The organism is Paenibacillus sp. GM2FR (assembly GCF_002803325.1).
Classification (GTDB): domain Bacteria; phylum Bacillota; class Bacilli; order Paenibacillales; family Paenibacillaceae; genus Paenibacillus_AQ; species Paenibacillus_AQ lautus.
Genome location: NZ_MKZM01000008.1, coordinates 3,037,483 through 3,051,154, shown reverse-complemented (window position 1 = coordinate 3,051,154; position 13,672 = coordinate 3,037,483). Strand labels below are relative to the sequence as shown.

At 50.6% G+C, this 13,672-nt stretch carries 10 protein-coding genes; 9 read left to right on the top strand and 1 reads right to left on the bottom strand.

Features of this window, described 5'->3' with window-relative positions; translation table 11 throughout:
* Positions 1-180: 180 nt before the first annotated feature.
* The 4 genes from PAEVO_RS13595 to PAEVO_RS13580 all read left to right on the top strand — a co-directional run bounded on the left by PAEVO_RS13595 (position 181) and on the right by PAEVO_RS13580 (position 5,850).
* On the top strand, positions 181-1,860 hold the full coding sequence (locus PAEVO_RS13595) for a ribonuclease J (protein ID WP_100538029.1): 1,680 nt from the start codon (positions 181-183) through the stop codon (positions 1,858-1,860).
* Positions 1,861-2,130: 270 nt separating this feature from the next.
* On the top strand, positions 2,131-2,907 hold the full coding sequence (locus PAEVO_RS13590; protein WP_100538028.1) for a ClpP family protease: 777 nt from the start codon (positions 2,131-2,133) through the stop codon (positions 2,905-2,907).
* Positions 2,904-3,146, top strand: coding sequence for a YlzJ-like family protein (locus PAEVO_RS13585; RefSeq protein WP_100538027.1), 243 nt, complete (start codon positions 2,904-2,906; stop codon positions 3,144-3,146). Before PAEVO_RS13590 ends, PAEVO_RS13585 begins: the two co-directional genes overlap by 4 nt.
* Before the next feature lie 40 nt (positions 3,147-3,186).
* A complete protein-coding gene (locus PAEVO_RS13580) occupies positions 3,187-5,850 on the top strand; it encodes an FtsK/SpoIIIE family DNA translocase (protein ID WP_207797475.1) in 2,664 nt (887 codons plus the stop codon).
* Positions 5,851-5,928: 78 nt separating this feature from the next.
* On the opposite strand, the gene PAEVO_RS13575 is transcribed toward PAEVO_RS13580, so the two are convergent.
* Positions 5,929-6,789: a helix-turn-helix transcriptional regulator gene (locus PAEVO_RS13575; protein WP_100538025.1), complete on the bottom strand. Its 861-nt coding sequence runs from the start codon at positions 6,787-6,789 to the stop codon at positions 5,929-5,931.
* 195 nt (positions 6,790-6,984) lie between these two features.
* On the opposite strand from PAEVO_RS13575, the gene uxaC reads away from it, so the two are divergent.
* The 5 genes from uxaC (at position 6,985) to sleB (ending at position 13,604) form a co-directional block, all read left to right on the top strand.
* Positions 6,985-8,409 carry a glucuronate isomerase gene (gene uxaC / locus PAEVO_RS13570; RefSeq protein WP_100538024.1) on the top strand — a complete coding sequence of 475 codons (1,425 nt, stop codon included), beginning with the start codon at positions 6,985-6,987 and terminating at the stop codon, positions 8,407-8,409.
* Between the two features lie 3 nt (positions 8,410-8,412).
* A complete protein-coding gene (locus PAEVO_RS13565; RefSeq protein ID WP_100538023.1) occupies positions 8,413-9,924 on the top strand; it encodes a tagaturonate reductase in 1,512 nt (503 codons plus the stop codon).
* Positions 9,921-11,438, top strand: coding sequence for a UxaA family hydrolase (locus PAEVO_RS13560; protein WP_100538022.1), 1,518 nt, complete (start codon positions 9,921-9,923; stop codon positions 11,436-11,438). The genes PAEVO_RS13565 and PAEVO_RS13560 overlap by 4 nt, the downstream gene beginning before the upstream one ends.
* A gap of 45 nt (positions 11,439-11,483) precedes the next feature.
* Positions 11,484-12,596, top strand: a complete 1,113-nt coding sequence (locus tag PAEVO_RS13555) for a glycoside hydrolase family 88/105 protein (protein ID WP_100538021.1) — start codon at positions 11,484-11,486, stop codon at positions 12,594-12,596.
* Positions 12,597-12,788: 192 nt separating this feature from the next.
* Positions 12,789-13,604 (top strand): spore cortex-lytic enzyme, encoded by an 816-nt coding sequence (gene sleB, locus PAEVO_RS13550; protein WP_100538020.1) that lies wholly within the window; start codon positions 12,789-12,791, stop codon positions 13,602-13,604.
* The last annotated feature ends 68 nt before the right edge of the window (positions 13,605-13,672 follow it).

Sequence of the window (13,672 nt, the reverse complement as noted above, 5' to 3'; positions counted from 1 at the left end):
GTGGCTTTCTTCGTTTTAAACCCTTCTGTTTCTGGGTATCCTATGGCTCACGAAGGTGGTTGACTTGTGTTTTCACTTTTTCATCATGTATAATGAATTCAAGTGACTGGGTGCGGTATTTTTTTGAAATTTAATATAACAATGGTACGACGTCCAAAACTATAGGAGGGTTAGATACATTTGTCTAAGAAAATAAGCAACGATAAACTATCGATTTTTGCCTTGGGCGGCGTCGGTGAGATCGGGAAGAACATGTATGTCATTCAATATGCCAATGACATCGTTGTCGTGGATGCGGGATTGAAGTTCCCAGAAGAAGATATGCTTGGGATTGATATTGTTATTCCTGATATTAGCTATTTAACGGAGAATCGCGACAAAGTGAGAGGGATTTTGCTGACTCACGGTCACGAGGACCATATCGGCGGCCTCCCATACGTATTGAAACACTTGAATGTTCCTGTATACGGAACGAAATTGACGCTCGGATTGGTGGAAAACAAGCTCAGAGAAGCGAATTTGCTTGGTGAGACGAAACGGATTCTGATCCATGCGGATTCGGAAGTACAACTCGGAAACACATTGAAAGCGACCTTCTTCAAGACCAATCACAGTATTCCGGATTCCGTAGGGATCTGTATCGAAACACCGGAAGGCAATGTTGTGCATACGGGGGATTTTAAGTTCGACCATACTCCGGTAAATGACCAGTATGCGGATCTGCAGCGTATGGCTGAGATCGGAAGCAAGGGAGTATTGGCTCTTCTGTCAGATAGTACGAACGCAGAGAGACCAGGCTTCACGCCTTCCGAGAAAAACGTGGGTATCGTGCTGGAAGATATTTTCCGTAAGGCCGAGCAGCGGGTTGTTGTTGCAACGTTTGCATCCAATGTGCACCGCATTCAACAGGTTGTCAACGCAGCCGAATCCACTGGCCGCAAAATAACGGTTATCGGAAGAAGCATGGTCAACGTGGTGTCCATTGCCGCTGAGCTTGGATACTTGCACATTCCGGACGGCATGCTGATCGAACCTGAAGAGGTTAACAAAATGGCAGCCGACCGCGTTGTCGTATTGTGTACAGGCAGTCAGGGAGAGCCGATGTCAGCGCTCACACGCATGGCGCGTTCTACTCACCGCAAGGTGGACATTCTGCCAGGGGATACGGTCATCATTGCAGCGACACCGGTTCCAGGCAATGAAAAATATGTGGGACGTACAATTGATGAGTTGTTCCGTCTTGGAGCAGACGTGATTTATAGCGGATCCAATTCGGGTGTCCACGTATCGGGTCACGGCAGCCAAGAAGAACTCAAGCTGATGCTGAATCTGATGAAACCGCAATTTTTCATCCCTGTCCATGGTGAATACCGGATGCAGCGCCGTCACGCTCTGCTTGCAGAGTCCGTTGGTGTTGATCCGGATAACATTTTTATTACAGATATCGGTGAAATCGTGGAAATTCAAGGCGGCTCTGCCCGCAAAGCCGGCAAAGTAACCGCTGGCAATGTTCTGATTGACGGACTTGGCGTTGGTGACGTAGGAAACATCGTACTCCGCGATCGCAAGCTTCTGTCCCAGGACGGAATTCTGGTCGTTGTTGTTACCTTGAGCAAGCAAAACGGTTCCATCGTATCCGGTCCTGATATTATTTCGCGTGGATTCGTATACGTACGGGAATCCGAAGGGCTTCTGGATGAAGCCAATCGTATCGTTTCCAGCACGCTTCAGAAGCTGATGAGTGAAAACGTGAATGAATGGGCGTCACTGAAAACCAGTGTAAAAGACGCATTGGGACGCTTCTTGTATGAACAAACACGTCGCAGACCGATGATCTTGCCGATCATTATGGAAGTCTGATACAAGATAACAAAATAAATCAGGCACACAGTCGCCCCTTTTTCGCAGGTAATAATTGGACGGTTCCCGCGAAAGAGGGGCTTTTTATAGGTTGATCCCAAAACTTCTCCCGAGTCATTTCGGCAGGAGTTTTTTTTGTGGCTGCTGCAATTACGATCTCTTGCTGAATGCACCCGATAAGCATAAAATAGTCCCGTCATTTGCCATACTAAGGGTTAGCTATGTGTTGGTTGCAGCAGCTAGACATTAAGATAAAGGCAGGGATGCGCAGTGGACAACGATCAATGGACTACCGGCAACAGAAAAGCAGGATGGACTGGTGAGACGGAAGCGCCTCCGGTTCTCCCCACCGAGGAAGGCAAGAAAGCAGCCGTAACGGAAACCATACAGCAGCTGGGACAGACGGGACTGCCGAGCGGCGGGGAATCCAACGTTTTTTGCATGACGATCATTGGACAAATCGAGGGACATCTCGTGCTTCCACCGCAAAACAAAACCACCAAATACGAGCATATGATTCCACAGCTTGTGGCAGCTGAACAAAATCCGCGGATCGAAGGGCTCTTGATCATCCTCAATACCGTTGGCGGTGACGTCGAAGCCGGACTTGCCATTGCCGAGATGATTGCATCGCTCAGCAAACCGACCGTAACGGTTGTCATTGGAGGGGGGCACAGTATCGGCGTCCCTATCGCTGTAGCAGCAGACCACTCGATCATCGCGGAGAGCGCGACGATGACCATTCACCCGATACGTATGAGCGGGTTAGTCATTGGCGTGCCGCAGACCTTTGAATACATGGAGAAAATGCAGGAACGCGTCGTGCGCTTTGTGACGAGCCATTCGAGGATCACGGAGGAACAGTTTAAGGATCTGATGTTCAAAACCGGTGAATTGAACAGGGATATCGGCACCGCGGTTTCGGGTACGGACGCCGTAAAATATGGCCTGATGAACGAAGTGGGGGGAATCGGGCAGGCATTAAGCCGGTTGAACAGCATGATTGCAGAACGTAAAACGATAAGCCCCGGGGGGATTACGCAATGATATGGTACAGCGTCATGCCATTGGATCCGATCGGGATGCTGCAAGGGGAGCAGGCAGCCGTTACGTCCAGGGAAGTTCGGGTGGAAGGAATACTGATGGAAGTTGAACCCATGGCAGAGGATCAGGCGAAAATTGTCCGTTTATTGGACTGCGGGCTTCAAGATTACTTGAATCCACGCTACGCTCCGGGGGCAATAATTCGCTATATTCCGACGGTAGAAAATGAGGCTAAAGGCTGAAAACAGAACATAGGTACGCCACCGAATATTATGCTATAATATGGATTCGGGGGTGACACTTTTGGCAAAGCGGAAAAGAAAGAAGAAGGCAGCCTTTGCAGCCGTATTGAAGTATGAAATTTATGGGATTGTATTGATGACACTTTCGGTCATCGCATTATCCGGAGAAGCACCGGTGGGGCGTTCCCTGTCCAAGATGTCTGGATATCTGCTGGGCAAGTATTATTTTATCATCCCCCTAATCGGCATCTATTACGGGTTAATGGTGATGATTCACCGGAAATGGCCCAAACGGTGGAACAGCAGACGCACCGGTGTCCTTCTCTTGGTATTATCGCTCACCTTAATGAGCAGTATTGCAGGTTTGGAGTCGAAGCTGGCCCCGATTGGACAATTGAATGCGTCAAATGCGATGAGCCAGATACATAGTGATTTGCAAGGCGAGCTCCTTCATGCCGGCGCAGATGATGGACATCATCCCGTCATGGGTAGAGACATCAGCGGCGGTTACGTTGGAGCGCTGCAGTTTGCCTTTCTGTTAATGCTGTTCGGCAGCATCGGGGCAAAGTTGATTATGATTGTCATGCTAGTGATCAGCTTCATGCTGATTACCAACCTGTCCTATGTTGATTTAATGCGGATGTTCCGCGTAAGGGTTGTGAAGGCCGGAGAACGGATTCAGAAAAAAGTTAACAGCCAGCAGACGAAATCCAAAGCGGCGGCGAAATCAAGCGCGAAGGAACAACGCATGCAGCTGCCGGAGGATCTGGATGAGGATGATGATCTGGATGATATGGAGGGCATGAGGCTGCCGCGCCGCAAAGCGCCGCAATTCTTCCAGCTGTTCGGTTCCAAAGGCAACAAGCGGGACGAAGCAGTGGAAGAGGCCCGGGATGATGCGGATGAGGCATCTCCGGTATTTACGGTTGGTAACGGGCATGGTGCTAAGGAGAAAGAGGAGGTCGTCTTGTTCAACAGTCCGGTTCAACCGGAGGAGGAAGCGGAGATTATCTCTCCTGCAGCAGAATCTGTGCCTTCATCGCCGATTATTCGCGATTTCTTTGAGCAAGTGAAACAAGAAGGGCGTCTGGATGACGAGTACGACGATCACGAAGCGATGATACCTTCGGCACAAGAGGAACCTCTGGGGAACACGGCAGCGAGTCCGGAGCCCATGGGAGATCCTGAGACGTCGAATGGCGAGTCGAATGCAGCCATTATGGAAGATGGGGCGCAAGAGGGAACGGCACCGGCAGCGCCTCCCGCTCCGCCTCCCAAGCCGTATAAGCTGCCTCCATTCCGGCTGCTGTCCAAACCGAACAATGGCGGCAAGGGTGGAGACCAGAACGATTATATGCAGGTAGCCCGTAAGCTGGAGGCGACGCTGGAAAGTTTCGGCGTTCGAGCCAAGGTGCTGGAGGTTGTCCGGGGGCCGTCGGTCACCCGCTATGAAATTCAGCCGGACATCGGGGTTAAGGTTAGCCGGATTGTCAATTTGACCGATGATATTGCACTCGCGCTTGCGGCCAAGGATATTCGGATGGAAGCGCCGATTCCCGGCAAATCAGCCATCGGGATCGAAGTGCCGAACAACGAAGTTTCACTTGTTACGATGAGAGAGGTTATGGAGACGCCAACGTTCCAGGAATCGGAATCGAAGCTGTCGATTGCATTTGGCCGTGATATTTCAGGTCAGACGATTGTCGGTAATTTGGCACGCATGCCCCATCTTCTTGTTGCAGGTGCAACGGGTTCGGGTAAATCCGTATGTATCAACGGCATTATTACCAGCATTTTGTATAAAGCCAAGCCGGATGAGGTTAAGTTCCTGATGGTCGATCCGAAGATGGTTGAGCTTAATGTCTACAACGGGATTCCGCATTTGATGGCACCGGTGGTAACCGATCCGAAACGGGCATCCTTGGCACTTAAGAAAATCGTAGTAGAGATGGAGAAACGGTATGAGCTGTTCTCCAAATCCGGGACGCGAAATATTGAGGGCTACAACAATCTGATGAAGGATAATTTGCCTGCAGTATTGCCTTATATCGTCGTTATCGTGGACGAGTTGGCCGATTTGATGATGGTTGCAGCCAACGATGTGGAAGACGCGATTACGCGGCTGGCCCAAATGGCCCGTGCTGCCGGGATCCACTTGATCATCGCGACGCAGCGTCCGTCGGTCGACGTTATTACCGGGGTCATTAAAGCAAACATCCCGTCGCGTATCGCCTTTGGCGTGTCTTCGCAGGTCGATTCCCGAACGATTCTGGATATGGCGGGCGCTGAGAAGCTGCTCGGCCGCGGGGATATGCTGTTTATGCCGATGGGCTCCTCCAAGCCGATCCGGGTGCAGGGAGCCTTCATGAGTGATCATGAAGTCGAGAACATCGTGGATTTTGTCCGGGATCAAGGGCAAGCGGAGTATGATGAGTCGTTGGTGCCTGAAATTGAGGAATCTTCGAATTCAGATGAAGAAGAATTGGATGAGCTGTATGAGCAGGCGGTGACCATCGTATTGGAAGCCAAACAAGCGTCCGTATCGCTGCTGCAGCGGAGAATGCGGGTAGGTTATACCCGTGCAGCGCGTCTCATTGATTCCATGGAGGCACGCGGGGTTATCGGACCCTATGAGGGAAGCAAACCGCGGGAAGTGCTGATGTCCATGGAGCAATACCAACAACAGCAGAATCGAATCAGTTAAGGGAGCCAATCCCCTAACTTCGTAAAAAGGAAGCGAGCAATCCCAAATTTTGGGTTGATCGCTTCCTTTTTTGTTGGTTCACGGGATGCTATTCATTTTGCGGTATTTACTTGCCGTCATCTTCATTATTTTCTTAAAGGTTCGGTCAAAATGCGTAAGGCTTTCAAAACCGATCGATTCGGCGATGTCCACGATTTTTAGGTCCGTATCCGTCAGAAGGCGCTGCGCCTCGCGAATGCGGGTCAGGTTCAGATAATTAATGATTGTAAAGCCCGTAATTTCTTTGAATATCCGCGACAGGTAGAACGGACTGATGTAGAAGGTTTCGGATAATTGCTGCAGCGTGATTTTGTCTGCATAATGGGCGTGAATAAACTTAACGACGTCCGTGATTTTCTGATGGAGCGGATTCAAGGAAGTGTGGGCAGGCAGCGAGGCGGAATGGGTTAACCGAGAGGTTTTGATTAATAACTCCGTAAGCAGCACCTGCAGCATGTACTCGTACGAAGCGGAACCTTCTCTGATCTCATCGGCCATTTTGTTCAAAATTTGCATGATGATCGCTTGCTCTGGAACGGTTAAACGCAGCAGCGGCCGATCCTGATTAAACATGCCCAGCAATCCGGATACCAGCAACGGGTGGCCTTTCCCGAGAAAAGAATCGCTAAAATTAATGACGATACGTTCATGCTCCGGATCGCCTTGACCCGACGTTTTATGAACGTCGAATTTATTGATGAGAATGAGGTCACCCGCCCGAATGGTGTACAATTTTTCTTTTATAAAATAATTGCGCTCGCCAGAAACCAAATAGTAGATTTCATAGGTTCCGTGGTAATGGTTATTTCGTTCAAAGGGCTTTGTGCGATGAATGCGATGGTAGTAAAATTCCCCTTCTTCTTCCCCGTAGGTTACGGTATGGGTATCGCTGGATATCATAATCGCCCCCGCTTCGTTTCAATGCCTTCATGGTGAGGTATATTTCAACTCATTAGTTATATTGTAACAACTTCTACTGACTAAAACAAAGCAAGATATGTTGAATAATCCCTCAAATTCGCAATAAACGTGAAGAAATCCAACTGATGATGCCGTAACATAGTAGATAAATCTACAGAAACGGGCGGTGTTAACATGAGACCTTTTATGGATGAACATTTTTTGCTTAACAACGAGACTGCACGTACCTTGTACCACGATTATGCAAAAGACATGCCCATCATCGACTACCACTGTCATCTGAGTCCGCAAATGATCGTTGACAATCACCGGTTTGAGAACTTGACCGAAGCGTGGATTAACGGCGATCACTATAAATGGCGGGCGATGCGAGCCGCTGGAGTGGAAGAGGCATACATTACGGGCGGACCGGGTGTGAGCGATTATGACCGCTTCTTGGCTTGGACGCGCACCGTTCCGATGACGATCGGCAATCCGTTATTCCATTGGTCTCATCTGGAGCTGCAAAGACTGTTCGGCATTAAGGATATCATTAATGAACAGAACGCTCCGCAGATATGGGAAGCGGCAAACAAGCGTCTGCAGGAACATGATTTGACAACCAGGGGATTGATCGTTTCAAGCCGCGTCAAAGTGGTCTGTACGACAGATGATCCAACGGATAGCTTGGAATATCATATCAAGCTGGCGGAGGAAGGCGATGCCGGATTTCAGATGCTCCCATCATTCCGTCCGGATAAAGGGCTGGAGATTAACCGGGAGACATTCCTTCCGTGGGTGAAATTGTTGGCGGAGCGAAGCCGGATGGAGATTACGGAGTATTCGGCATTCCTGAAGGCACTTGAGCAGCGGGCTGAGTTTTTCCATTCCGTTGGTGGTCGGGTATCCGATCATGCGCTGGATTACGTGCCTTATCAGGAGGTTACGGAGACACAAGCGGCTGACATATTCCTGAAAGCGCTTAAAGGGGAGCGGGTTTCCCGTCAGGAAGAGGAGCAATTCAAAACGTATACGCTGCTTTATCTGGGCCAAGTTTACGCGAAACTCGGCTGGGTCATGCAATTTCATATTAACGCCCAGCGCAACAATAACACCCGGATGTTCCGAGAACTAGGCCCGGATACCGGCTATGATTCGATTCATGATAGTCCAATCGCGGTACCACTCGTGAAGCTGTTGGATCGGCTTGATCAAGAGCGGGCACTTCCGAGAACGATTCTCTATTCGCTTAACCCAAGCGATAACGATATTCTCGCAGCACTGATCGGCAGTTTTCAAGGCGACGGCATTCCGGGCAAAATCCAGTTCGGATCCGCGTGGTGGTTCAACGATACCAAGGACGGCATGGTCGACCAGATGAGCAAACTCGGCAATATGGGGCTGTTAAGCCGATTTGTCGGCATGCTGACCGACTCCAGAAGTTTCTTATCCTATACCCGGCATGAGTATTTCCGGCGGATTCTATGCAATCTCCTCGGAGAGTGGGTTACACGGGGAGAGGCGCCGGATGATCTTCCATGGCTCGGGGGGATCGTACAGGATATTTGTTACAACAACGCTGAGCGTTATTTCCGATTTGGCCGGACGGAAGGGAGATAGAGCATGGATGCAAACACAGACCGCGGCCGAGCGTTAAAGCTGATAGGAAGGGATTCCTTACCATTACAACAGCAGCATCAGTTGGATATGTTGAACTACCCCGTTAAAGTGCTTCAAATAGGCGAGGGTAATTTTCTAAGAGGTTTCTTCGATTGGATGATCTATGAATGCAACCGGCAGGGGTTGTTCCAAGGGAGCGTTGCCGTCAGTCAGCCAAGACCCGGGGGACGGCGCAAGCTGGAGCAGCTGCGGGAGCAGGAAGGGATTTACGGCTTGCTGACCCGAGGGCTGCAGGATGGCCGGAAGTTTGAGGATGAGTTATGGATCACGGTGTTCTCCGAGATGATTGACCCCTATGCCGAATGGGAGCATTTCTTGAGCGTCGCCGAGCTGGATTCCCTGGAGATCGTAGTCTCCAATACCACGGAAGCTGGTCTCGCTTATCAGCGCAGTGACTGGAATCCGCCGGAACCGCCGATGTCATTCCCCGCCAAGCTGACCATGCTTTTATATCGGCGTTATGAGCATTATGAGGGCTCGCCGCATAAGGGGCTGTTGATCCTGCCCTGCGAGCTGCTGGAACGAAACGGGGATATCCTGCGATCGATTGTGCTGCGGCATGCTGAGGATTGGGAGCTTTCGTTAGCTTTTCGGAGCTGGGTCGAGGAGAGCAACCTGTTTCTGAACTCGCTTGTGGACCGGATCGTAACCGGTTATCCGGAAGAGGCCGAGCGCTATTTTGACAAATGGGGTTATGAAGACCGATTGTTGAACACGGCGGAGCCCTATTATTTCTGGGCTATTGAGGGCGACCCGTCATTGGAGTCCAGGCTGCCACTACAGTCAGCGGGTCTCCAGGTAAGGTGGGTATCCGATCTGACCCCGTACCAGGTGAGAAAGGTAAGGATCTTGAATGGAACCCATACCCTAATGGCTTCCATCGGCTTGCTTCACGGTTTCACTGAAGTGAAAGAGATCGCAGAGAGCACGGAATGGGGAGAAGACATTCGCAGCGCAATGCTGCAAGAGATCGTCCCCTTGGTGCCTCTCCCGCCGGAAGAGGTCAAGGCATATGCCGACACCGTATGGGAGCGATTCCGCAATCCCTTTCTTCGGCACAAGCTCCAGGATATTGGCATGAACAGCATCTCCAAGTTCAAGGTGAGGCTTTTGCCAAGCTTAAAGGAATATGTCAGTTCGCACAGTACGCTCCCAAGCCTCATGACACGGGGATTGGCCTCCTTGATCCGTCTGTATCATGCCAAATCGATAGAGGGGCAGTGGTACGGAATGCGTCTTGATGGTGAACAGATGCTGTTGAGAGATGATCCGGACAGCCTGATGACATTTTATCAAGCGTGGCAAAAGGTAGAAGACGGGGAATGGAGTATACGTCAGCTTGTGGCATCCATTCTTGGCAATCAGGCTTTATGGGGCGAGGATTTGAACCGGATATCCCATCTTCATGAAGTGGTAAGCCGTTATATCGAAGAAATGGAGCTGATCGAGACATGAGCGACATCGTTATACTTCACAACAAGGATGATGTCGGTGTTGCGCTTCGTCCTTTGTCGGCAGGAGAACATGCCATCGGGCTTTTGAACGGGAAGGAGCATGCGATCGAGTTAACCGAGAATGTGCCAAAAGGTCATAAGGTGGCTCTTCGCTTGATACAGCCGGGCAGCCATGTACTAAAATTCGGCTATTCGATAGGACTGGCGAAGGAAGTCATTTTGCCGGGGAGATGGATCCATACTCATAATTTGAAGACTGGACTTTCCGGTGAAGTGGAGTATCAGTATAAGCCTGGTGCAAAAGCAGCACTTGAAGATTCGGCGACTGTTATGGGGGAATCTCCCACGTTCCAGGGGTATATCAGACCGAGCGGTGAGGTTGGGATCCGCAACGAAATTTGGATCATCAACACCGTTGGCTGCATTAACAAAACTTGCGAGCTGTTAGCGCGCATGGCCGGGCAGCAGTTTCAAGGGAGAGGCATTGACGGGGTTTATCACTTCCCGCATCCCTACGGCTGCTCGCAGCTTGGGGATGATCTAAACCATACCCAGCGTCTGCTCTCGTCCCTGGCCCAGCATGGCAATGCGGCAGGCGTGCTTATTATCGGGCTCGGCTGCGAGAATAATCAGATTGATCAAATGCAGGCCATGATTGGGGAGCAGGATGGGAAACGGATCAAATATATGCGTGCTCAGGACATGGAGGATGAATTGGAGGAGGGGTTGTCCCTCATCTCGGAGCTCGTACAATATGCAGAGACTTTCAAAAGGTCGGCGGTTCCACTATCCAAGCTGAAGATCGGACTGAAATGCGGCGGCTCGGACGGTCTGTCGGGCATTACAGCCAATCCGCTGGCGGGTCGTATTGCGGATACCATCACCGCTCACGGTGGCACCGCTTTACTGACGGAGGTGCCGGAGATGTTTGGAGCTGAAACGATCCTGATGGACCGGGCCGCCGACGAACAGGTGTTCAAGGATATTACGATGCTGATTAACAATTTCAAGCAATATTTCGTATCGCACGGACAGGAAATCTATGAAAATCCTTCGCCCGGGAATAAAGACGGCGGCATCACAACCCTGGAAGAGAAATCGCTGGGGTGCACGCAAAAAGGGGGAAATGCCACCGTATCCGCTGTTCTCCGTTACGGCGTGAGATCAACAAAGCCGGGGTTAAACCTGATCGAAGCGCCAGGCAATGATCTCGTATCGGTTACGGCCTTGGCTGCAGCGGGCGCCCACCTCGTGCTGTTCACGACAGGGAGGGGGACGCCGTTTGGTGGCCCGGTCCCAACCGTCAAAATCGCGACCAATTCCGAGCTGGCCGCTCGCAAAAAACATTGGATTGATTTTAATGCAGGTGCTTTGCTGGAAGGTAAAGGCATGGATGAGCTTCATGAGGAACTCATGAATCATATTGTCCAATTAGCCTCGGGCGTTGAACAGACGAGAAATGAACGCAACGGCTTCCGGGAAATATCCATTTTTAAGGATGGCGTCATTTTATAGCGTGAGTTGTTGGAACATGTTTAGAAAAAAAGAGGAGGCGCACCTATGTCCAATCCCACTCAGCAGCAGGAACATCGGACCTTGTCACCCTTAGAACTCGGCACCAAGGCTTGCCAATCGATCATGGAAACGTATTCGCCCGAGCAGCTGCCGCCCGCAGGGCGGTGGCATTACCACCAGGGCGTATTTCTGGTGGGTATGTCTCAAATGTGGAAATTTAGCGGGGAGTCAAGGTTTTTGGATTACGTAAAGGCTTATGTCGATCATCTGGTGGATTCCAACGGGAATCTGCTGTTGGAGCGGGGGGAGCTGGATTCCGTGCAAGCGGGCCTGCTCTTGATGGAGCTGGATGCTGTATTTCCCGAACATCGGTACAGGGCTGCCGCGGATAAGCTGCTCCGTCTGTTATCTACGCTGAATCGGACCACGGAAGGAGGATACTGGCATAAGGATCGCTATCCTTACCAGATGTGGCTGGACGGCTTGTATATGGGCGGCGTGTTCACGATGAAATATGCACAGCAGTATAACGAGCCGCATTTATTTGATGAGGTGCTGTTCCAGGAGAGGTTGATGCGTTCCCATACCAAGGATCAGGCAACCGGGTTATTTTATCATGCTTGGGACGAGAGCAGAACGATGCCTTGGGCTGATCCGGTTAGCGGACAATCCCCGGAATTTTGGGGACGCGCGTTAGGCTGGTATGCGCTGTCGATCGTGGAGTTCCTTGATTTACTGCCTGAGGATCATCCGGCGAGGGAAGAACTGGCTGTCGTGCTCCGTGAATTAAGTGAGGCGCTGGTGCGTTATCAGGATCCGCTTACCGGGCTGTGGCATCAGGTTATAGATAAAGGGGACCGTGAGGACAATTGGCTGGAAACTTCGTGCTCCAGTCTCTTCATATATACCTTGGCCAAAGGAATCCGTCTCGGTTATCTGGATTCTTCCTTGATCTCGCATGCAAGACACGGATTTAACGGCCTGGCTCAATCCGTATATATGAATGGACAAGGACATCTGGTTATGCCCAAGATCTGCATCGGGACAGGTGTCGGCGATTATAAGCACTATGTGGAAAGGCAGCAATGCGAGAATGATCTTCATGGGGTTGGCGCGTTGGTTATGGCGTGTGTAGAGCTTGGCAGAACATATGGATAAATCCTTGTATGATCAATGAAATCCAATTCCAAACATCAGGAGCTGTTCCTTTGAGGGACAGCTCTCTTTGTGCTGCGATGATGTGCTGTCTTCATCAGCTCCTCTCGGGAACAGGTGCATAGGAAACTGGCAGGCTTGTCATAATAACCGTAGCGAGGCTTGTTAAACCACAAGAGAAAGGTAGAGCGCAGCATGAAAAACTCAAGAATCTGGATTCTGATAAGCATTGCGATTCTGTTATCTGCCGTTGTCTTCGCTCAGGGAGGCCTTAAAGCAGATCATTCGAATCTTCAGGAAGCTTTGCCAACGTTTAGCCAGCAGACCATCAAATTCGGTTCTACTGGCGAAGATGTGTATGAGCTCCAAGGCCGTCTGAAACACCTGGGCTTTTATCATGGTAAAATCGACAGCGTATTTGGTTCCAAAACCCAAGGAGCCGTTAAATGGTTCCAATCGGAGTTTGGCATGAAGGTCGACGGTATCGTAGGTCCGAAGGTCAAGCTTAAACTGTATAATGCTACCAAGGACTTTCGTCCAACCGCTCCGAAGCTTCATGAAGGCGGTGGCGGTGCAGCGGCCGGAGCCGGTGGTGGCGATTCAGCAAACAAAGAAAGCGGCAATAACAACCTAGCATCATCTGATTCAATGGGCCTTTCAGAGAACGATTTGAGAATCATGGCCAATGCCGTTTATGGCGAAGCGCGCGGAGAGCCGTTTGAAGGCCAGGTTGCCGTAGCGGCGGTTATTCTCAATCGGGTAAAATCACCAAGCTTCCCGAACACGCCGCATGGGGTTATATTTGAGCCGAGAGCCTTTACCGCAGTAGCCGACGGTCAAATATGGCTTGAACCGAACGAGCAGGCGAAGAAAGCGGTACAGCAGGCGCTGAGCGGCTGGGATCCGACAGGGGGCTGTCTGTACTATTTTAATCCGAAAACGGCCACCTCGCCATGGATATGGACCCGTCCTCAAGTCAAAACCATCGGTCAACATATCTTCTGTATGTAAGCCGTAAACAACAGCAACCGGGGCCTGTCTTCGGTTGCTTCTTCACTTTGCAATGGGTTAGAATGAAA